This is a genomic window from Emticicia sp. SJ17W-69 (assembly GCF_051209875.1).
GTDB lineage: Bacteria > Bacteroidota > Bacteroidia > Cytophagales > Spirosomataceae > Emticicia.
Map to the genome: position 1 here is coordinate 4,469,801 of NZ_JBNTQY010000001.1, position 22,045 is coordinate 4,491,845.

A 22,045-nucleotide genomic window follows, 5' to 3' on the forward strand; every position below is an offset into this window, starting at 1 on the left:
AATTTCTAATCCGTCATTTTATTCTCTTTGATAATGACGGATTAGGAAAGCCGTCGTAATCTGTTATTCATTCAATAACAAAATTTCCTCCCAAACACTCTTTAAAACGGGGATTCCTTGTGTGGTATTCTTTTGTCTTGTTTGCAAGACTCTTTCACCTGGAAACGTTATTTTCCTTGAATCATCTATTGCAATTGACTGATGATAATCATTAATGATATTATCAATTATTTGAGCAATACTTGAGTGGTTACCCAATTTTTTTAAATCAATTGCAATAAAAACTTGTGAAACACTATACTCTACTTTTTCTTGTGTAATTTCATGTGTTGACCATCCTCCCGACAGAATCGCAGCCAATAAGTCTAATAAAAGTGACAAGCCTGCCCCTTTCCAATAACCAACAGGAATTGAACGCCAAGATTCAAGTATCAGATTTGGATCATCGGTCAGGTTTCCTTCTTTGTCATAGCCCCCAGGAACCGACAGTTTTTCATTTTTCATAGCAGCCAATTCCATTGCTCCAAATGAATACTGCGACATAGCCATGTCTAATACTATCGCTTCATCTTTATAGGGAATCGCCATCACTAAAGGGTTATTTCCTAATTTTGCATCAGTGGCACCCCAAGCCGGCATATTGGCAATCGTATTTGTCCAACCAATAAATACAAAACCTGCCTTAGCCGCTTGCCAACCATAAGTACCTCCACGCATCCAATGATTAGTTTTGGATAAACCTACACAACCAATCCCATGTTGTTCTGCCAATTTCATCACCGTTTCAGTAGCATGAATCGCATTCAACGGGCCGGGTCCAAGATTACCATTCCACTGTTCAATTCCACCAAATTTAGAGATTAAACTTGGTGCTTCATCTGCTTTCACATAACCTTCTTTCAAATATTTAATAAATCTTGGAAAGCGATTTACTCCATGTGTGTAAATACCATCCATACTATTGGTTGTGAAAATTGCAGCACATTTGCTTGCTTTTTCTTGTTCAAAGCCATTTTTCAATAAAATAGCTTCAAAAGTAGCTTGCATTTCTATGGAAGAAATAAAGAGAGAGTTATTTTCTGAGGTCATTATTATTATTTTATACTTTTCAAATTTAAGTAAATCTAATTGACAAAATACAAACTCAATAGTTTTATTTTCTTCAAAACTGAGCCATATCAGAAAAATGATTCTTTGAATTATACAAAATTTTCTTTATTTTTGTATAAATCCAAACTTATATGACTGAAACTACTAACCTAAAAGATTATTGGAAAAATAGACCCAAGATGCTTCCGAGTGTTTCGATAGATTGTGTCATATTTGGTTTTCACGATAATCAACTCAAGATTTTATTACTCAAGTATAAAAATACTAATTACTACGCTTTACCAGGCGGCTTCATTAATATTGAAGAAGATTTAGAAGATGCTGCTCAAAGAGTATTAGAAGATAGAACGGGGTTAAAAGACATTTATTTGGAGCAATTTCATGTGTTTGGCAGTAAAAATCGAAGAAATGATACTACACACTTAGAAATTATGGCAGAGTGTGGTATATTACTAAAGCCAAACCATTTTTTATTAAATCGCTTTATTTCTATCGGATACTATGCTTTGATTGATTTTTCTAAAGCAAATCCAAGCCCTGATGATTTCTCGGATTCATGTCAATGGTATGATTTAGACAAAATTCCATCTTTGATGTTTGACCATAATGAAATTTTTCAAAAAGCCTTAGAAAATTTACGTTCTGGTCTTGATGGAAAGCTGATTGGTTTTAACTTACTCCCCGAAACATTTACAATGAACGAGTTACAAAGCCTCTATGAAACAATTTTAGGAGAAAAAATGATTCGCTCAAATTTCCAACGAAAGATGTTAGGTTTAGGTATTTTAGAACGTATCGAGAAAAAAATGACGGGAGCTGCTAACAAAGCTCCCTATTTATATCGTTTTATTGGATAGCATTCAATTCTTTATTATCAAGGTTTTAATACTATCTTCCAATGATAGATAGCCCCTGTTTCTCCAACTCTTTTAAAATTGTTTTTTTCAAGAATAGTTGATGAGGCAATATTCACTTTCTCGGTTGCAGCCACTATTGCTTTAACTTCTGGTTGCTCATTCGCCCATTTTATCATTCCTCCAACAGCCTCAGTCATAAAGCCTTTTCTCCTGAATTCATTATACGTACCATAACCAATTTCAATCTCTCCCAAATTATTGGGTTCACCAACAAAACATAAATCCCCAACCATCTTATTTTTCTCTTTCCAAATCATAGTCCAAAGAGTATGAAAAAGGTAGTTTTTCTTAGGGTTTGCCACATTAGGCAATATTGTTAATTCGAGGGCTTCTTTTAGTTCGGGAGAAATTTCCCTCAAAGTTTCATTCAAATCTAATTCTTCTTCTAAAGTATTATCAGTTTTAATATATTTTATAAGTTGGTCGTAAGTTAAAGGCACTAAAATGAGTCTATCAGTTACTATCATATTTTAATATTTTGTTACTGTACTATATTTTCAATAAGATTTTATTTTTTTGTATTGATTACTATTACACCATTTCCACCTCTTGAGCCAAAAGCAGCACTGTTGCCATATTTTACCGCACCTAATGATTTTATATCGCTTACATTTAAGCTATTAAGTATATTCATAACGGTTCCTTCATCATCCATAAACGTACCATCTAACACAAGAGCTGGTGTTAGTGGTCCACTCGGTCCACCGAGACTGCTATTAGTTCCTCTAAAATGTATTTGATAACTTCCCAAAACATTTGTTACCATCAATCCTGGAATACGTCTTAACAAGTCAAAAATACTTAAATTAATATCACTATCACTAATTTTTACATCAATATCATTAGAAACAATGGCAAATTCTTTCTTTTCTTCTTTTATTTCAGCAATTGGTGACTTGTCATATAGTATATCTTGTGCAATTATTGTCTTTGCAACAGAGTCAGTTTTATAAACTTTGGGAGCTATTGCTTGTAGGGGAATTTCCAGAACTTTACTCTCGATATCAGTACTATCTTTTTGCTCAAAATTATCAGGAAAATAATCTTCAGGCAACATGTTAGAAAAACCTTCACGCCCCCAATACCCTTGAATCAAAATACCATTTGGCTTTGCCAACCAACCGTTTTTGGTAAAACCAGCATACGAATGCACAAGATTAATAATTGAATACGGATGCGGATAATCGTTAAATACCCTTAAAGGTGTATAGCTTTTTGTGACAAAAACCATCAAAGGTACCGTAGAAAAAATAATATATTGGTCTGTTTTTTCATCATAACCAACTATTTCCTCCATTTTACAATCTGCCAATGAGCCATTAGCGATTTCATTAGCGACAGTCGTTCGTCCATAGTACATTTCTTTAGGTCTTAATACCTTAAAAATTGCAAATCTATTGGAATTATTATTCTTCTGGGCTAATGAAACTAAAAAATTTCTAAACGAATCATTATAGGCTCTTTTTCGATTTTTTATCCATTTTTTTTGTTGGCTTGCAGTACTTGAATCTATATTTTCAAAAAATTTAAACCCTGCATAAAAAGTCTTATCTCCATCTGATTCAAATTTTTCCATTTGAAAATAAATCTTTAATCCAAAGGCATCATTTTGAATAATAATAGGTTCGTTTGCAGTAGCGATAACTTTCTTATCTTTGTCATATTCCAACCTAATCACTTCAGGATTGAGAATGGTGCAATCTTTATAAAAGTCAGATTCGCCTAATAAGCCTCTACTAAAAATTCGCCACTTTCTTTTCCATTCATTATCGTGCTTGGCAGTTACCTTGACTTCGTTTAGTTCTACCCCATTCTGAAGAATAAAAGTCAAATTTTGGTATTTAGTGACATTTTTAGTAATACTTTGCTTTAAAGTCATATAGCCAACAAATGAAATTACCAATTCAATTTTCTGAATTCTAGCTGGTATATTCAATACAAATTCTCCATTAATATTGGTAGTTGTACCAATACTCGTATTATTGACAAAGACATTCGCAAATGGCACTGCCAAATTATTCTTTTCCAATACTTTTCCGCTTATTTGCCAATTGCTTTGCGAAAAAAGCAAAGTCGGAAATAAGACTAATATGAGTATTGTGAAGATATATTTCATTTATACATTTATTTAAGCACTCGTTTTACTCCTTTAATATCAATAATTTCAGCACTTTGTATATCCGAACTGATGATTAAGTTATGAGCAGATTGTGACAAAAATGATGAACCAAAACCAACTTCTTCTCTTCGGATTTTACCATTTTTGAGTTTCAATAAAGCTGTCGTTTCATTGGTTTTCAAAGGGTATGATTTTACTGGAAAATGATATTCAAAAAATCTTAATGAATTTTTATTTTGAGAAGTTATAGTCAATAATTGCCCTTTAGGATTCATGATTTTTACCAAACTTTTTGCATCTCCTGTAACAAAATAACCACTTTTATCGAGTGAAACCGCTGTAAAGGCACCATTTCCTTTGCCTTTTAGTAATAATCCATTGAAAGCATCTTGTCGTCCCACAGATATTTCAGCCCCAAAATCATTTCCTGTGAGTAAGACATCCAAGTTGCCATCTTGGTCAAAATCTTGAGTAATCATTCCAAAGATTGGAGCAAATTGTGCCTGAATCGGTAATTCTTTAACTTCAAAATTTCCATTGCCTTTATTTTCTATATAACTACTTTTGAGCCAATTTGCCTTCAAAATCAAGGCATTTTTCAGTTCTTCTGGTTTCAAGATTTCCTTGATTGTAGCCTGCGAAAACTTGGCATAATTCTGAAAACGTTGGCGAGTTTGAACAAATTGTTTAGCTAAATCATCACGGGTATTATAAGGGAATTCTTTATACTTTTCATCCAAGTCCTTGTAATATACCGTTGGAATGGCATCAAAAAAACCATCATTATTAAAATCTTTAGCATAAACACTCACAGGTTGTTCATTTGAAGCTTGGAATAAGGTATTGATTCCTAAATTCCCTGCAATGTAGTCTGTATCTCCATCGTTATCAAAATCTCCTGAAGTAATGCTACTCCACCAACCGATTTGATTTGCGATAGACGAATTTGATGCCTGAGCCAACCCAAAGACCCCTTTCTCATTTTTCAAGAATGTAATTGGCATAAATTCTCCTGCCAACACTAAATCTTGCCAGCCATCATTGTCAAAATCTGACCAAAGTACATCACAAATTAACCCAATATTTTTTAATTGTGGAGCAATTTGAGCTGTCACGTCCGTGAATTTACCTTTGTCATTGCGAAGGATATAGCTCGAAACAGGTTTGGGATAGGCTGATGGTTCAACACGCCCACCTACAAAAAGATCCAAATCACCATCGTGATCATAATCGGCTGCTTTTACACAAGAGCCACTTTTCAAAAATACTGGTAAGGCTTTTTCGTTTAATTGAAAATGTCCCTTTCCGTCATTTATATATAATTTATCTTGTAATGAGGGGGTATTCACCTGAAACTCAGAACTTCCACTAACAATATATAAGTCTAAATCACCATCATTTTCAGTATCAAATAACAAAACGCCCATGTCTTCTGTAATCTTTTCTGCCCCATCATTGCCAGATAATAAATCTTGTACACTAAATTTTCCTTCCTTATTCTGAATCAAAAACTTACCTTTATGATGATTTGAGCCACCAACGAATATATCTTCTATGCCATCTCCATTTACATCTCCAACCGCCAATGCTGGGCCAAATTGTGAGAACTTATGTGGTATCAATTTCTGAACATTAAAGTCAATATAGTCTTCTTCCTCGTGTTTATAACCTACATTGAGGATTTCAGAAATATCATTAAATAGTGGGTTTTGCTTCGCTAAATTTACATCAGGTAAAGGTAATGCGGCATTTTTTTCTTCCAATGTAATGGTTTGGTTTGACTTTATATCAGTAATAATTTGCATTTTTCCACCTTGCCAGATAACTTTTAGTTGCAAAACATTTTTGTTTTTCCCTAAACCAAAATGTGCAACTGGTTCAACTGTTGATAAATAGCCTCGATAAGGAGAATTTTCATAGACTTGTTTTTGTCCATTCGCATATTGGATTTCAACGTAAGCACCCAAACCAGCTAAATTTGTAGTATTTCCTTTAAATTTCACCTTCAAGAAATTACTTTCATCAGGTTTCAACTGCATGGCATTATTCTGATAAACCGAAGCAGAATCATTGATATTATTGACCACATAATCCAAATCTCCATCATTATCAAGGTCGGCATAAGCCGCCCCATTCGATGAAGTTGGTCTTTCTATTCCCCACTTATCTCCTACATCCTCAAATTGTAACGCAGCCGAGCCATTATTTCCTTTGTTATGAAAAGCAAAGTTTTTAAGTTTCACCACAGGTACATATTCCAAAAGCATATTTCTAGGCATCAAGGCGTTCACTTCATTGCGATAAGCCAAAAAATCTTGGTCTGTAATATCTCTTGGAAAACCATTCGTAATGATAATATCTCTAAAACCATCATTATCAAAATCAGTAACCATAGGTGTCCAACTCCAGTCAGTTTGAGCCACACCAGCCAACAAGCTAATTTCACTAAAAATAGCTTTTCCAGTCAGAGGATTTTTACCTTGATTAACTTGAAGTGTATTACGTGCATATTGGTAAATATAGCCAAATCGGTCATTGTTTTGGTAAGTAACATAGCTATTGGCAGGAGTCATCATTTTCTTTCGATAATTGGTTGCTGGCATCATATCTAAGGCAATAATATCCATCAAACCATCATTATTGATATCGGCAACATCATTCCCCATAGCAGAATATGAGGTATGCTTAAAATACTCTTTTGCTTGCTCAGAAAAAGTACCATTTTTATTATTGATATAAAGCAAGTCGTTAGTTAAAAAGTCATTAGTTATGTAAATATCTTTCCAGCCATCTTGATTGATGTCAGTAATATTAATTCCTAAGCCAAATGCGTCGTCAATAATTCCTGCGGCTTTCGATACATCGGTATAGATTGGGTGGTTTTTTGTTTTGTCAAAATCATTTCTGTAAAGTTTATCACTCTTTCTTGAGGCAACAACTTTCCCTTTATCGTTATATTTATTCGGAAAACGATTATCCTCCATTTCATTAACCAAGAGATAAAGATCCAAATCTCCGTCATTATCATAATCAAAAAAAGCAGCATTGGTGGTATGGGTTGTATCAGCAATGCCATAATCATTTGCCAATTCTTTAAATGTTGGAATACCGTCTTTCCCAACTCCTTGATTAACATAAAGCATATTTGCTCGTTGACTGGCTGTTTTTCGAGCAGTTGCACATACATAAATATCAAGCAATTTATCATTATTCACATCAATCAATGCAACACCAGAAGACCAACGATTTTCTCCAGAAACACCAGCTTTTTGTGTAATATCTTCAAAATGTAAAGACTCACCTGCCTTGCTTTTATTGAGATATAGTTTGTTGGGTGTGGTATTTCCTGTGAAGTATATATCTGTTAAATTATCATTATTAAAGTCTCCCATAGCTACTCCACCACCATTATAGATATACTCAAAAGTAAGAATACTAAGTGTATCATTCTCAGCAATTCTATTTGAAAAGGTAATTCCTGTTTTTGCTGAGTCAAGCTCTGTAAAGAGTTTCTTTTCTTTACACGATATAGTAAAGATATTTAATAAGAGTGCGAAATAAAGATATTTTTTTTGCATTATTTTTTTTAGCTTTTCTACAACAAAGATAAACTAAAAACGTCATGCAGAAGTATTCCCGCATGACGTTTTTTGTATTTCTGGAGAATTATAATTTTGAAATTTAGCAGAATGCCATCAAGGAAAACTGTTTATTATTTCTCATTAATAACTTACCATTAAATATTAATACCCTGGATTTTGCTTCAAAATATCAGCTCCAGTCAAGTCGATTTGTGCTTGTGGAATTGGTAATAAAGCATGTTTCGCTTGGTACGTTGCACCAGCACCTAATGTATTAGGCAAGAATTGGCTTTCATATTTCAAGTAAGCATTGATGTCAGTAACATCAGTTCCCCAACGTACTAAGTCGAAGAAACGGTGTCCTTCCATTGCTAACTCTAATTTACGCTCAAAACGAACAGCAGTACGAGCAGCAGCTTTGTCTGTCCAAGCAGCAGTGTAAGGTTTAATTACATAATTTGCAGCTGGGCCACCATCTTGCATAACAACAGTGTTGGCTGCACGATTACGAATCATATTTACATACTCTTGAGCTTTTGATAAGCTACCTACTTCAACCTCAGCTTCTGCCGCCATCAATAAAATATCAGCAAAACGCATTACAGTAACGTTCAATGCAGTATAACCTGGAGTCCAAGAGCTATTATCTTGCAATGAACCTTTATCAGTTTTGTAGTAAGAATATTTTTTAGGAGAATATGGACCACCGTTTGGTTGGTTACGAATCCAGTCAAAACCAGGGTGCTTTTTCCAGTCTAAGAATTGGATACCACGACGACCGATAGTATGGTCAAGACGAGGATCAAGTTCACCAGCATCTGGAGTAAATGAAGCACTAGATTGGATACCCATATCAGTTTTCAAAGCATTAGCTGGCAAGTTATAAGAACCATCCAATAATGGTAAACCATCTTTTGTACGGAACGAGTTAGCTAATTCAAAACTTGGTTGGAAGAAACCACAACAGTTACCAGGACCATCAGGACCAGTATTGTAAGGCCAGTTCAAATCCAATTCACCATTAGCGTTATTAACGCTACCTGTATTTGCAGCAGCTTGTACAGCAAAGATTGACTCAGAGTTGTTATCATTAGATGCTTTGTACAAATCTGGGAAACTTGGAACTAAAGCATATTTTTTACCACCAGTTGTCACACCATTAGCAATGATTGCATCAAACAATGTTTTTGCTTCAGCATATTTCTTTTGGAACATATATACTTTAGCTAAGTATGAAGCAGCAGCCCATTTGTTAGCACGACCTACTTGACCTTGAGTTGCAGGCAAGTTATCATAAGCAAATTTGAAATCTGCTTCGATTTTAGGATACAAATCAACATCGTTTTTTACTTTTTCAATACCTGAACCTACGTCAACATTTTCATCAACATAAGGCGTATTGTTGTAATTTTTCTTCAATGAGAAGTAGAAGTGTCCTCTCAAGAATTTAGCTTCAGCTTCAATACGTTTTTTATCATCAGCACTTACATCAGCTTGTGCATCTTTTAATAAACCTAAAACGTTGTTTGAACGAGCCACACCTTCATACAATCCACGGTAGTTATCATTGATAACGCCTTGTGTTGTGATATACTCAAAACGTTGGATTGGGTTGATGTCAGAGAAGTCACCTGGGTCAGTACCTTTGTTGGCATCTCCACCACGAATACTACCCCAAACCCAGTTATTTGGGTGAACCATACGAGTACCATAACCACTCATCTGCCCATAAGCAGAAATCAACGCACCTTCAAGTCCTTTCTTGGTTGTCAACTGCGTTTTAGCAATCGCTCCAGTCGGAAGGACTGTAAGGAAGTCCTCCTTACATGAGTATCCTATCAAGGTTAGCAAGGATACTGCTAATGTTAATTTGTTAAAAATATATTTTTTCATTTTAAAATGAATTTGTTTAAATGTTAAAAACTACGCTTTTAAACTAATATTAGAATCCAAGATTAAGACCTACAGTGAAGCTCTTAGTCAAAGGATAGTTACCTACGTCGATACCAAAGTTTGTATCAGCATTACCACCAACTTGAGGATCTAAGCCTTGGTATTTAGTGATAGTAAACAAGTTATTAGTTGAAGCATAGAGGTGTAATCTTGCAATTTTCAATTTCTCTAATACGTCTTTAGGAACACTATAACCTAATGAAATATTTTGTAGTCTTAGGTACGAACCATTTTCAACATAGAAAGAGCTTGATTGAGTATTTGTACTGAAGTTTGAAGCTGTTTCAAATATTGGTGTTGTTGCACCTGTGTTGGTTGGTGACCAAGAGTTTTTCACACGTTCTGAGATAGCAGCACCTGAGAATGAAGGATAGAAATCTGTGAACCATTTCGATACGTTGAAAATCTTGTTACCAAGCGAAGTGTACATATAAGCTGATACATCAAAGTTTTTGTATGTAACAGTGAAGTTTACACCACCAGTAAATTTAGGGATTGGACTTCCTAAATAAGTACGGTCTTTTGCATCAATTTTGCCATCATTATTAATATCAGCATAACGGAAACGACCTACACCTTTTCCATCTTGTGCTGGAGCTGCAGCTACTTCTTCTTTAGTTTGGAATAAACCTAATACTTGTAAACCATAGAAAGATGACAAGCCATAACCCAATTGATTACGAATTGGATTGATACCACGGAAACCAGGGTCAACGTTAGTCAAGTAAGTTAAACCATCAGCAATTTTAACAATTTCATTTTTCAAGAAACTACCCGTTACGTTTAATTCATAACCAAAATCTTTGTTGATTTTACCACGGTTGATTACTTGAACATCAATACCTTTATTTACCATTTGACCAATGTTTACTGAAGGAGCAGAAGCTTGGAAACCAGCAGTTGCAGTAATTGGTAATTGATATAATAAGTCTTTAGTATCTTTTTGCCACAAGTCTAAGATTACATCTAATTTACCTTTCAAGAATGAACCGTCAAAACCGATGTTTTTAGTGATACTTGTTTCCCATTTAGTATCAGGGTTTCCGATACGTGTACGATAATAACCATCAACAATGCTTGAGTTTGATCCGTTGATGTCATAACCAGAGTTGCTTACACTTGCAGCATACAAACTGAATTGGTTGTTAGGGTCAACACTATTAGAGTTACCCATTGTTCCGTAACCTCCACGAATTTTCAAATCTTGTACCCAAGGTAAGTTTTTCATGAATGATTCTGAAGATAAACGCCAAGCAGCTGATACCGCTGGGAATACACCATAACGGCTATTCACACCGAATCTTGAAGAACCATCACGACGAATCACACCAGTAACGATATATTTATCATTGAAAGTATAGATAGCTCTACCAAAGTAAGAATTAAAGTTTATACCTTTAAATTGGTTACTTGATGGTGGGTTTTTGCTACCTAATGTAGTGATTGTGATATAATCAAGGTCTTGTGAGAATGGATTTAAGCCATTAGCATTCATATTTCTACCTCTACCTGTATTCAATGCTTCTTGACCAGCTAACACTTCAATGCTATGTTTTCCAAATGCTTTTTTGTAGCTGGCAGTGTTAGTAAATGTCCAACCAAATGAGAAACCACTTCCTTCGCTATAAGAGAAAGCTGAGTTGTTTTCAGAGTTTTCATACTGCCAACGACCATAGTTCCAGTTATAACTATTGTTATAGTTACCTGCAATTGAAGAACGAAGTGTCAAACCTGGAATTGGATCGTATTCTACATAAATATTACCAGTACCAATAGCAGTAAAGTTACGGTTATTCAACAAACCTTTTTGGTTAGCAACAGGGTTACGTGGATTGTTGAAACCTTTAGCTGCAGTACCTGCATATCCACCAAACTCATCATAGATAGGAATGATAGATGGCATACGGAATGCTTGCAAGATGTCATTTTCATCAGCAGCGATACCATTACCACCAGCACCACCAGTTTGTCCTAATACTTGACGGTAAGTCAATTGGATGTTTTCACCGATACGTAAGTTTTTCAATACATTGAATTCAGTATTGATACGGAAAGCATAACGTTTCAAAGAGTTACTAATCAAGATACCTTTTTGATCTTGAGCAGAGAATCCAACATAAAAACGGCTATTGTCTCCACCACCACTAAAGCCTAAAGTATGTCTTTGAATTGGAGCTTTGCGAGTGATTGCAGCATACCAGTCAGTACCTTCTTTGTTAGCTTTGATTACTTGGTAGATTGCACCAGCAGCTGGGTCAATATTGTATTTTAATTTTTGAGCAGCCAAATCAACTGTACCAATTACACCAGGAGTACCACCTACACTTAAATAGTCAGGAATTACTGGAGTTGAACCTGAACCAAATTGTGGGTGTCCAAAAGCCTCACCTGAGTTTCTTTTAGCATTCCAAGTCCAAGTAGCAAAATCAGTAGGATTCATCATTGGTTGACCATTACCTGGGTCAGTTACACCATACATGCCATCATAAGTTACACTTAATTTTTTAGCATTTTTTGTGCCTTTTTTAGTAGTATATACGATTACACCATTGGCAGCACGAGCACCATAGATTGAAGCAGCAGAAGCATCTTTCAATACAGTAGTTGACTCGATGTCATCAGGGTTCAAGAAATCAGTTGAACCAACAGGCACACCATCTACTACATAAAGAGGCTCGTTACCACCAAATGCACCAAATCCACGTACACGGATTTGACTGGCTGTACCTGGTTGACCGTTAGTTACAACAGTAAGACCAGCTACTCTACCTTGCAATTGTTGCTCAACGTTACCTGATGGTACTGCTGTAAGGTCTTTTGATTTTACAGTTGAAATCGCACCAGTTGACTCACGTCTTTTATCAACAGAATAACCCGTTACAACAACCTCATCCAAACTTGCAGCATCATCTTCTAAAGTTACATTAACTGTACTTTGTCCAGTTAATTTAACTTCTTGAGCCTTATACCCGATTGAGCTAATTACTAACGCACCACCAGTATTAGGAACGTTAATTTTAAAGCTACCAGCTGCATCACTAATAGTACCAGTTGTAGTACCTTTTACTGTGATACTTGCTCCAGGAACACCTTCGCCTTTTGAATCACTTACTTTACCAGTAACGGATTTTTGTGCAAACGCTACAACTGACATCAGCCAAAGTAGCCCACAAAACAGAGTCCCTCTTATAGGAACAAAGTAGTTTTGTTTCATAGTTTTGATTAAGTTAAAAAATTAAGAAAAAAAAATTGATTAGGTTTTTAATATTTATCAACTTACTAAGTTTTTATTGAATTATTACCCTAATAAGTGTATAAGTTACAATTATAAACATTAGCTTTAATTGTTCCAAATATTTCTGTATATTTTTATATTTTTCGATGAAGATGTATTGTTTTAATACAATATTTTACTCATATTATGATATTGTATCAATTTGATGCAATATTAGTTACTTTATATAAATTTTCAAAATGTTTCTATTTTTTTTAGTATTAAAAATTAAGAACAGGATTATTTTACATTAAATATTAAAAATATCATATTCAGGTGCAAATATACAAAAGTTTAATTATTGTCAATCGCTATTTGCATCTTTTTAAAAAAATGGATAAATTAGTACTATCTTTTATTAAAATTAGAGTAAAGAAATCCTATCAGATGTGAGATACAAAAATAAGCTGCTTAAGCTAACTTTCAACGAGTAAAAGTTGGCTTAAGCAGCTTATTAACATATTATAATAATACAGAAAAAATTATTTCATTTGGGCAATTTTTTCAGCTTGCGATAAAACTCTCATAGTATTTTCTCCCCAAATTTTCCTAATATCTTTGGCTGAATAGCCTCTTCTGAGCAATTCGATTGTAACATTTTTTATTTTACTTACATCTTCTATACCAATTACATCGCTACCCCCATCCATATCCATACCAATACCTACATGGTCGATACCCACAAGTTGTACTACATGATCAATATGGTTTACTACATCTTTTACTGTGGGAACATCGCTTGGGTATTTATATTTGATTTGACGAAGTTCCGCATTCAATCTTTTCTTTTCTTCGGGTGTAGTTTCAGCCTTCATGGTTTGCATTCTGATAGTCTTTATCGAAACAGCTACTTCGGCTGAAGGCTTCTTTAAGAAATCTGCCACAAAATTTATTTGAATAACTCCACCTTTCGAAGCCAAAACTTTTATCATATCATCAGTCATATTACGCTTTACATCACATAATGCACGACAAGACGAATGTGAAGCAAAAACAGGTGCTTTACTCAAACGCATCACATCATAAAATGCCGAATCAGATAAATGCGAAACATCTACTACAATTCCTAAACGATTCATCTCAGCAATACATGCTTCTCCCAGCTTACTCACACCTCCATGTTCTGCACCTTCAGGATCACCTGACGAATCACTCAAATCATTATTAAACGAATGAGCTAATGTGATGTATCGTAATCCTAAATCATAAAACGTTTGTAGATTGGTTAAATCTGTGCCTACGGGCCAGCCATTTTCCATCCCTATAAAAACGCCTAATTTTCCAGCTTTATGGGCAGCAAAACCTTCCTTAGCTGTTGTCACTAATGCTACCTTATCAGAATTTTGTTTGACACTCTCATGTATTTTCTGAAAAATCTTTAAAGCTTTTTCTTTGGCTTCGGCATTAGCTTCAGGTGTACGTTTACCTTGTCCTAAATAAACTGCAAAAAACATAGCATCCATCCCTCCTTCTTTCATGCGAGGAAAGTCTATTTGGGTTCCATCTTCTTCATATTTATGTTTTGCTCCCACATCAAAACCTTCCATATCCATCATATTGATTGGGGCATCGGCATGCGTATCTACCGTATAAGCACGAGCATGGATTTTATCGGCTTTTTTCAATAGTCGTTTTTCGACTTTATCCTGAGAAAAAATAGCAAAAGGAATCAAAAGAAATAGTAGAAAGTATTTCATTATTTAGTTTATTTAAGTAGTTTACTTTGATGAAGACTTTAATCAACTCAATTTTCTCCCTTTCCAAATATATTCGCCTTGCTTCTGAGCTGCAAGCCCAAAAAACACCACATATAAAGGATAAATAATTTGTACGAAAGGAATGAACCAAATTAAATATTTTTTACGTAAAAAACTGACTATTAGTGTTAAAAACACAAATTCTGCTGAAAATTTAATTAAAAGTATTGCCACAAAATATTGTACTGAAAGAAAAGCCAACAGCCAAGAGCTAAAAGCTAAAAGCAAAATAAAATTTGCTGAGAAAATAAAAACGGCTAATGCAGTTGTATTCCAATTATCATAATGACGCCACTTGCTTGCCCAACGTTTACGCTGATTGTAAAATGACCGCCAAGTAGCATGAGCGTGTGTCGCAACTATCACATCTGAATTTTTCAAAAATTGCACTTTTTCAGGATACTTCGCAGCAATTTTGTGCATTAAAAACTCATCATCTCCAGATGCTAAATTCTCATTTCCTGCAAAACCACCTACTTCATAGAAAACAGATTTCAAATAGGTCAAATTCGCTCCATTGCACATATTGGGTTTTTGAATAAACATAGCACACGCCCCCGAACCAACTAAACTTCCAAACTCAATGATTTGAGCTTTTTCAATGAATGAATGAATGATTCTTTGGATAAGGGATTTTGATTGTATTGCTTGATTCTCAAAAAAAGTCACTGCACCGCTCACCAAATATGCACCCGTTTCTGATTGAAAATTAACAATCGTTTCCAACCATTTCTCTTCTACTCGACAATCACCATCGGTTGTTGCAATGAGTTGACCTTTAGCCAACTGAATAGATGAGTCAATCGCTCTTTTTTTCGGTGATGTATTATTGACTTTTGGAGGTAATTGATTAATTATCAGATTAATGGAAGTATTTTTTTGAAAACTTTGAACAATTTTTAAAGTTTCATCCGTCGAATCATCATCAGCAACGATTACTTCAAAAAGTGCTTTGGATAATGTTTGTTTTTCTAAATCATGCAATAAAAAAAGAATATTTTCAGCTTCATTTCTTACAGGGATAATGATAGAAATATGCACCTCATGCGTATCATTATTATAGCTTTTATTTGAAGAGGTTGAAATTTGTTGTTTTAACCAAATCACTATCAAAGTCACATTCATTAAGAAATAAACGGATACTATTAAAAAACTGATTATAAACATTTTATATCTTTTTTATTGTAATTTTCAGTTGTAAAATAAATAAACTCCCCACAACAATAGGTAGTAATACATTAATTAACCAAATCATCAATGTGGCAGAAGCAATAAGCGAGGTATTAGAACCAAAATAACTAAAATAATAGACGGAAGTAAGCTCTCGAATACTCAAATCTCCCAAGAAATTCAAAACAGAGCCTAATGTTTTCGCCAAAAAAATGATTCCGATTCCAGCTAAAAGTATGCTTATTGATAAATTGACACCAAAGATTTTTAAAACAATTAGAAATTGTATTGTAAAAACTATATACCTCGCTGATGCAATAAAAAACACATTTCTTAACTCTTGTATATTGTAATACTTCAAGATACTAATATATTTCAAGATATATTTTAAAATCTTATTTTCCGTGGATAGATTATCAATTTTTTGAAACTGAAAGCTCAGCAAAAGCCCTGTTAATAAAGCAATAATTAAGATAAAAACGATAGTAAAATGCAAAAAAATTGGCGTGGGTTGCGACCAAATAATAAAAAATACATAACTAATCGCTCCAAATAGTAGCGAAACATACAATTGCATACCATTACCCAATAAAATTGCCCCAATACTTTGCAAGCGTTTATCACTTTTAAGCATCAAAATTTTTCCTGCATAATCACCAAGCATCATTGGTGTAGCAGTTGCAAAGGTCAACCCAACTAAAACCCCTCGATACGCTTCCCAAAAAGTAATATTTTCAATCTTCAAAGCCAATTTTTGCCATTTCCAAGCCTCAAATGCCCAATTAATTGGCGTCAGCAATATAACAACTACTAAAAAAGGTATATTTTGTGGTGAATAGATTAAATGAAGACTTTCTCCAATGGCTTGAATATCTCCACCTTTTTTCCTAATCAATAAATAAACAGCATATAAAATCACCAAAAAAATAATTGTTTTTATCCACCACAGCACTCGTTTTGAAGTAAGATATGAGATTTTTGAGTTAATTTGCATCTATGAATCAAGATAAAATAATATTAGGCGTTGACCCAGGAACACGTATCATGGGCTATGGGATTATTTCTGTGCAAGGAAGTCTTCTAACACTTATTCAATACGGTGTTATAAAACTTGACAAATATAGTTCACATGAATTGAAGTTAAAGAAAATATTTGAACGAATCACACAATTAATTACTGAATACCTACCCGATGAAATGGCAATTGAGGCTCCATTTTATGGTGTAAATGTGCAATCTATGCTAAAACTAGGTCGAGCTCAAGGTGTGGCCATTGCCGCAGCTTTGAGTCGTGAAGTGCCGATTGTTGAATATTTACCAAAAAAAGTAAAGCAATCAGTGACAGGAAACGGAAATGCTACCAAAGAACAAGTAGCTTATATGTTGGAGCATTTACTGAAAACAAAATTAGAAACACAGTTCTTGGATGCAACGGATGCTTTGGGAGTAGCTGTTTGTCATTATATGCACGGTAAAACTAAGGCATTGACTGGGAATTCCTCAAAAAAGAAAGGTTGGTCAGCCTTTGTAAGTGAAAACCCTGAAAGAATGAAATAATTGTGATGAAAAACCTGCGAGGTTTTTGGAAACCTCACAGGTTTAAAAGTAAATTACAAAACTCCCTTCGTGCTTGGCAAAGAATTCATTTCATTCAAATTTCTCTTCACTGCCATTTTGATCGATTTGGCAAAGGCTTTGAAGATTGCCTCAATTTTATGATGTTCGTTTTGCCCTTCACATTTGATATTCAGGTTACATTTTGATGTATCTGAAAATGATTTAAAGAAATGATAAAACATTTCTGTCGGCATTTCTCCGATTTTTTCACGCTTGAAATCTGCATCCCAAACTAACCACGGGCGTCCCGAAAAGTCGATGGCTACTTGAGCCAGAGCTTCATCCATCGGTAGTAAAAAACCATAACGATTTGTACCTTTTTTGTCGCCCAATGCTTTTAGATAAGCTTCTCCCAGTGCTAAAGCTGTATCTTCGATGGTATGATGCTCGTCAATATGTAAATCACCCTCTACCCAAATCTTCAAATCTGAGCCTGAATGCTTTGCCACTTGGTCAAGCATGTGGTCATAAAAACCAAGTCCCGTATGAATTTCTGATTTCCCTGTTCCATCAAGGTTGAGTTCAATTTTTATCTTAGTTTCTTTCGTATTTCTTTCTATTGAAGCAATTCTTGCTGGAAGTTTTAAAAACTCATAGATTTCATCCCAATCATTGCTGATTAATTTTGTTGCTTCTTTTTGAGCTGAAGTAAAGCCATCAACCAGATTATTGGTTAAACCATCGGTAATGAAAATTGCCTTTGCACCTAAATTTACCGCTAATTGCACATCGGTAGCTCTATCGCCAATCACATAAGAATTGGTCAAGTCATATTTTTCAGCATCCAAATATTCAGTCAACAAGCCAATAGCAGGCTTGCGAGTCGGTAGATTTTCATGCGGAAAACTACGGTCAATATGAATACCTGAAAAGTGAATATTTTCATTTTCTAAGGTTTTCAACATTTTGTTATGTGCAGGCCAAAAAGTATTTTCTGGAAATGACTCTGTACCCAAACCATCTTGATTTGTAACCATAACTAATTGATAGTCAGTTTCTTCAGCAATTTTACGAAGGTTTGAAAGGACTCTTGGAAGAAATTCTAATTTTTCGAGCGAGTCAATTTGGAAATCCGTTTTAGGTTCGTCAATGATTGTACCATCACGGTCTATAAAAAGGAGTTTTTGCATTTTCTATGGTCAAATTTTAAAAAACCAAAATTAGGCATGAAATTCTTGAAAAGCTAAAATATATTTTATTGAATATTCTAACATTCTCATATTTCATGTATATATTATTTATTCAGAATTTACTGAAAATAACATAAATTTAAAAATCCGTCAATTCTCATAGAAATGACGGATTTTGTAGAACAATTTTCCAAATTGTTCTACTATAAATTCCCTTTTTTCATTTCTTTCACAGCATAATCTACAGCACGAGCTGTGAGAGCCATATATGTCAATGAAGGATTTTGAGTAGATGTTGAAGTCATCGAAGCTCCATCGGTTACAAATACATTTTTACAATGATGCAAGGCATTCCATTTATTCAATAAAGATGTTTTTGGGTCTTTACCCATTCTTACTCCACCCATTTCGTGAATATCTAAGCCAGGTGTACGATTTGAATCATTAGTTCTAATATTTTTAAAACCTGCCTTTGTGTACATTTCAGTCAATTGCTCAAAGAAATCTTTGGTCATTTTTCTATCATTCTCATCATAATCAACTGAGATTTTTAATTGAGGAATTCCCCAAGGATCAACTTGATTTTTATCCAAAGCTACATAATTACTTTCCTTTGGAATTGTTTCTCCCATCATGTGCGAACCAACGCTCCAAACATTGTTCAAACTTGGGTTTAATAAACCTTTTTTCAAATCTTCGCCCATACCACTTCTATCATCGTGCATATAACGCCCAGCCGAGAAACCAGAAGCATAGCCTCGTAAAAAGTCAGTTTCTTGCTTAAAAACATTACGGAAACGAGGAATATAAGGAGAATTAGGGCGACGACCATCGGTTGTGCTATCTAAAAATCCTTCATAATCGGCATTGATTGTTGCACGATAATTATGGAAAGCCACATATTTTCCAAGTAGACCGTTATCATTTCCAAGACCATTCGGAAAACGATTAGAGGTAGAATTCAATAAAATTAAGTTGGAGTTCAACGCAGCAGCATTGACAAAAATGATTTTTGCATAAAATTCTGTCATTTCTTTGGTGTTAGCATCAATCACTCTTACTCCAGTAGCCTTATTTTTCTTCTCATCAAAAATAATCGAATGTACGACCGAATGTGGTCGCAAAGTCATTTTTCCAGTTTTGGCTGCCCAAGGTAAAGTGGAAGCGTTGCTACTAAAATAACCTCCATAAGGACAACCTCGCTCACAAATCGTGCGGTGCTGACAAGTGGCTCTTCCTTGGTCAGTGTGTATTTTTTTAGGTTCGGTCAAGTGAGCCGCACGCCCCATAATAATATGGCGGTCTTTGTAATTTTTAGCTACTTCTTGACTAAAATATTTTTCGACACAGTTCATCTCGTGAGGTGGCAAAAACTCACCATCTGGTAGCGAAGCCAAACCATCTTTATTGCCAGAAATTCCTGCAAACTTTTCTACATAACTATACCACGGTGCAAGATCAGCATAGCGAATTGGCCAATCCACGGCAAAACCATCACGGGCTGGGCCATCAAAATCAAATTCCGACCAACGCTGTGTTTGTCTTGCCCAAAGCAATGACTTCCCTCCTGTTTGATAGCCCCGAATCCAGTCGAAAGGTTTTTCTTGCACATACGGATGTTCAGCATCTTTTACAAAAAATTGTTCTGTTCCTTCATAAAAAGCATAGCATTTACTCACAATCGGATTGGCATCACGCACTTCCTTTTTTAGTTGATTGCGATGTTCAAACTCCCAAGGCTGCATCATAGTTGTCGGGTAATCAACTACGTGTTTCACTTCACGTCCACGCTCTAATACGAGTGTTCGTAATCCCTTACCTGTCAGCTCTTTAGCTGCCCATCCACCACTAATTCCTGAGCCAATAACTATGGCATCAAATGTCTGTGCTTTGATTGAATCTATATTAAAATTTGACATTTTTTAAATCTAATGAGAGAATAAATGATTGAGTGAATGAGTGAATATTTTTATTTCAACTCATTATATTACTATTGATTTTTTACCAAAACTACTTCTTTACTGGTACGCAACCATGGTAGCGAGCTGGAGCAAATTCATATACTCGCAGATTTGTCATGACATATTCTGAATTAAGATAGCCCTGGATCGTGAGGTTTTTGACTAAACGTATGAAGGATTTTTCATCAACATTTTCTGAAATGGACATTTTATTCAAAATGGTTAGTTTTTGTTTGCCATCACATTCAATAAAAATCTTTGAAAAGTCTTTTTTCGCTGCATTATCTACCAAATCGAAGCCTTTAGCAAAAGTTTCTTGTGATTTCTTATCATAACAATCGGCAACCATTTTAGTCGTAAACTGATGAATATTAAGTTCTTTTGCCCCTGGAGTATCTGTTTTTGGAATGATCGTTTCAACTATTTCAGCTAAAAGGTTTTCTTGTGAAGAAGAAATATTGAATGATGAATTTTGTAAAGATTGCTTATTCCAAGCATTTGCCCACGAAGGTAAAACGATAGTCCCACCGATCGTAAGAGCAAGATTTTTTATTGCCGAACGTCTTTGCATGTTGTCAAAATTGAATTTATAGTACAAATAAAATCAATTTTCACGAAACTTGTATAGACAAATTATTTTTGTTGGTATTCTTGTTAAGAAAATACTGATTTCAGATAAATCACTATTAATAGAATATTTAACGCATAATTTTTTTCGGAATATTATCTTGTTATAATGAATAGTTTAAAATAAAATAATTATCTCATCAATACCGTAAAACCATCCAAACTGTCGAATAAATAGAACGAGATGTATAATAAATCTGCCTGAAACATAAGTAAAACATATATTTGTTTTGTCAAATACTGACCTATTATTTAAACTAAATTTTGAAAACAAAATGGTAAAGAAAACACTACTTGGCTTAGGATTTATCTTTATTCTTATCCAATTTTTTCATCCTGAAAAAAACCTTTCTGATGACCGTACCAATGATATTTCTACAAAATATCCTTTACCTGAAAATGTAAAACAGGTATTTGAAGTTGCTTGCAATGATTGCCATAGCAATAAAACTGTCTATCCTTGGTATAATAATATTCAGCCAATAGCTTGGATGCTCAATCATCACGTGGTAGATGGTAAAAGACATTTTAACTTCTCAACTTTTACTAAAATGCCTATTGCTGTTCAAAACCATAAATTAGAGGAGCTTGCCGAACAAGTTGAGAAAAAAGAGATGCCTTTAGCATCATATACTTATTTTGGACTTCATAAAGAAGCCAATTTGACTGAAGAGCAGCGAACGCTCATTATTGATTGGGCAAGAACTCAGATGGATTCTTTGAAAGCTCAATATCCTGCTGATAGTCTAAAAATGAAAAGAAGAACCCCACCTAAAGAGGCCAAATGATAGACTAAAATAATCAATCCGTCGAATGACATTTATTTGCA

Annotated in this window: 15 protein-coding genes; 3 read left to right on the forward strand and 12 right to left on the reverse strand. The window is 34.6% G+C overall.

The features are described from left to right. Positions 1–63: 63 nt before the first annotated feature. Positions 64–1,089 carry a 3-dehydro-L-gulonate 2-dehydrogenase gene (gene yiaK / locus ACQUQZ_RS18210; RefSeq protein WP_435356514.1) on the reverse strand — a complete coding sequence of 342 codons (1,026 nt, stop codon included), beginning with the start codon at positions 1,087–1,089 and terminating at the stop codon, positions 64–66. A gap of 152 nt (positions 1,090–1,241) precedes the next feature. Between yiaK and ACQUQZ_RS18215 the strand changes: the two genes are divergently transcribed. After that, positions 1,242–1,967, forward strand: a complete 726-nt coding sequence (locus ACQUQZ_RS18215; RefSeq protein WP_435356515.1) for an NUDIX hydrolase — start codon at positions 1,242–1,244, stop codon at positions 1,965–1,967. A 17-nt stretch (positions 1,968–1,984) separates the two neighbouring features. Here the strand turns inward: ACQUQZ_RS18215 and ACQUQZ_RS18220 are convergent, their stop codons facing one another. From ACQUQZ_RS18220 to ACQUQZ_RS18255, 8 genes are all read right to left on the reverse strand, one after another. Beyond that, positions 1,985–2,494, reverse strand: a complete 510-nt coding sequence (locus ACQUQZ_RS18220; RefSeq protein WP_435356516.1) for a GNAT family N-acetyltransferase — start codon at positions 2,492–2,494, stop codon at positions 1,985–1,987. Between the two features lie 41 nt (positions 2,495–2,535). Further along, positions 2,536–4,143 (reverse strand): carboxypeptidase-like regulatory domain-containing protein, encoded by a 1,608-nt coding sequence (locus tag ACQUQZ_RS18225; RefSeq protein WP_435356517.1) that lies wholly within the window; start codon positions 4,141–4,143, stop codon positions 2,536–2,538. An 8-nt stretch (positions 4,144–4,151) separates the two neighbouring features. Continuing rightward, positions 4,152–7,724, reverse strand: a complete 3,573-nt coding sequence (locus tag ACQUQZ_RS18230) for a VCBS repeat-containing protein (RefSeq protein ID WP_435356518.1) — start codon at positions 7,722–7,724, stop codon at positions 4,152–4,154. 165 nt (positions 7,725–7,889) lie between these two features. Further along, the gene (locus ACQUQZ_RS18235; protein WP_435356519.1) at positions 7,890–9,620 is read right to left on the reverse strand and encodes a RagB/SusD family nutrient uptake outer membrane protein; all 1,731 of its coding nucleotides are present in this window, start codon (positions 9,618–9,620) and stop codon (positions 7,890–7,892) included. Between the two features lie 49 nt (positions 9,621–9,669). Next, positions 9,670–12,894 carry a SusC/RagA family TonB-linked outer membrane protein gene (locus ACQUQZ_RS18240; protein WP_435356520.1) on the reverse strand — a complete coding sequence of 1,075 codons (3,225 nt, stop codon included), beginning with the start codon at positions 12,892–12,894 and terminating at the stop codon, positions 9,670–9,672. A gap of 542 nt (positions 12,895–13,436) precedes the next feature. After that, positions 13,437–14,651 (reverse strand): dipeptidase, encoded by a 1,215-nt coding sequence (locus ACQUQZ_RS18245; protein WP_435356521.1) that lies wholly within the window; start codon positions 14,649–14,651, stop codon positions 13,437–13,439. Between the two features lie 42 nt (positions 14,652–14,693). Next, positions 14,694–15,878 carry a glycosyltransferase gene (locus ACQUQZ_RS18250; protein WP_435356522.1) on the reverse strand — a complete coding sequence of 395 codons (1,185 nt, stop codon included), beginning with the start codon at positions 15,876–15,878 and terminating at the stop codon, positions 14,694–14,696. A 1-nt stretch (position 15,879) separates the two neighbouring features. Beyond that, the gene (locus ACQUQZ_RS18255; protein WP_435356523.1) at positions 15,880–16,875 is read right to left on the reverse strand and encodes a lysylphosphatidylglycerol synthase domain-containing protein; all 996 of its coding nucleotides are present in this window, start codon (positions 16,873–16,875) and stop codon (positions 15,880–15,882) included. Between the two features lie 2 nt (positions 16,876–16,877). On the opposite strand from ACQUQZ_RS18255, the gene ruvC reads away from it, so the two are divergent. Continuing rightward, complete coding sequence (ruvC, locus tag ACQUQZ_RS18260; protein ID WP_435356524.1) at positions 16,878–17,438, forward strand: crossover junction endodeoxyribonuclease RuvC; 561 nt, start codon at positions 16,878–16,880, stop codon at positions 17,436–17,438. A 53-nt stretch (positions 17,439–17,491) separates the two neighbouring features. Here the strand turns inward: ruvC and hisB are convergent, their stop codons facing one another. From hisB to ACQUQZ_RS18275, 3 genes are all read right to left on the reverse strand, one after another. Next, positions 17,492–18,628, reverse strand: a complete 1,137-nt coding sequence (gene hisB, locus ACQUQZ_RS18265) for a bifunctional histidinol-phosphatase/imidazoleglycerol-phosphate dehydratase HisB (protein WP_435356525.1) — start codon at positions 18,626–18,628, stop codon at positions 17,492–17,494. Positions 18,629–18,831: 203 nt separating this feature from the next. Then, entirely contained in the window at positions 18,832–20,547 is a 1,716-nt protein-coding gene (locus ACQUQZ_RS18270) for a GMC oxidoreductase (RefSeq protein WP_435356526.1), read from the reverse strand. A gap of 91 nt (positions 20,548–20,638) precedes the next feature. Then, on the reverse strand, positions 20,639–21,160 hold the full coding sequence (locus tag ACQUQZ_RS18275) for a gluconate 2-dehydrogenase subunit 3 family protein (protein ID WP_435356527.1): 522 nt from the start codon (positions 21,158–21,160) through the stop codon (positions 20,639–20,641). 331 nt (positions 21,161–21,491) lie between these two features. Here ACQUQZ_RS18275 and ACQUQZ_RS18280 point away from each other — a divergent pair, with 331 nt between their 5' ends. Further along, on the forward strand, positions 21,492–22,004 hold the full coding sequence (locus ACQUQZ_RS18280) for a heme-binding domain-containing protein (protein WP_435356528.1): 513 nt from the start codon (positions 21,492–21,494) through the stop codon (positions 22,002–22,004). Positions 22,005–22,045 lie beyond the last annotated feature (41 nt).

What these genes read in the sequence shown, in the direction of transcription:
- yiaK (WP_435356514.1), bottom strand. Translation starts at nt 1,089, where the DNA reads ATGACCTCAGAAAATAACTCTCTCTTTATTTCTTCCATAGAAATGCAA.
- ACQUQZ_RS18215 (WP_435356515.1), top strand. Translation starts at nt 1,242, where the DNA reads ATGACTGAAACTACTAACCTAAAAGATTATTGGAAAAATAGACCCAAG.
- ACQUQZ_RS18220 (WP_435356516.1), bottom strand. Translation starts at nt 2,494, where the DNA reads ATGATAGTAACTGATAGACTCATTTTAGTGCCTTTAACTTACGACCAA.
- ACQUQZ_RS18225 (WP_435356517.1), bottom strand. Translation starts at nt 4,143, where the DNA reads ATGAAATATATCTTCACAATACTCATATTAGTCTTATTTCCGACTTTG.
- ACQUQZ_RS18230 (WP_435356518.1), bottom strand. Translation starts at nt 7,724, where the DNA reads ATGCAAAAAAAATATCTTTATTTCGCACTCTTATTAAATATCTTTACT.
- ACQUQZ_RS18235 (WP_435356519.1), bottom strand. Translation starts at nt 9,620, where the DNA reads ATGAAAAAATATATTTTTAACAAATTAACATTAGCAGTATCCTTGCTA.
- ACQUQZ_RS18240 (WP_435356520.1), bottom strand. Translation starts at nt 12,894, where the DNA reads ATGAAACAAAACTACTTTGTTCCTATAAGAGGGACTCTGTTTTGTGGG.
- ACQUQZ_RS18245 (WP_435356521.1), bottom strand. Translation starts at nt 14,651, where the DNA reads ATGAAATACTTTCTACTATTTCTTTTGATTCCTTTTGCTATTTTTTCT.
- ACQUQZ_RS18250 (WP_435356522.1), bottom strand. Translation starts at nt 15,878, where the DNA reads ATGTTTATAATCAGTTTTTTAATAGTATCCGTTTATTTCTTAATGAAT.
- ACQUQZ_RS18255 (WP_435356523.1), bottom strand. Translation starts at nt 16,875, where the DNA reads ATGCAAATTAACTCAAAAATCTCATATCTTACTTCAAAACGAGTGCTG.
- ruvC (WP_435356524.1), top strand. Translation starts at nt 16,878, where the DNA reads ATGAATCAAGATAAAATAATATTAGGCGTTGACCCAGGAACACGTATC.
- hisB (WP_435356525.1), bottom strand. Translation starts at nt 18,628, where the DNA reads ATGCAAAAACTCCTTTTTATAGACCGTGATGGTACAATCATTGACGAA.
- ACQUQZ_RS18270 (WP_435356526.1), bottom strand. Translation starts at nt 20,547, where the DNA reads ATGTCAAATTTTAATATAGATTCAATCAAAGCACAGACATTTGATGCC.
- ACQUQZ_RS18275 (WP_435356527.1), bottom strand. Translation starts at nt 21,160, where the DNA reads ATGCAAAGACGTTCGGCAATAAAAAATCTTGCTCTTACGATCGGTGGG.
- ACQUQZ_RS18280 (WP_435356528.1), top strand. Translation starts at nt 21,492, where the DNA reads ATGGTAAAGAAAACACTACTTGGCTTAGGATTTATCTTTATTCTTATC.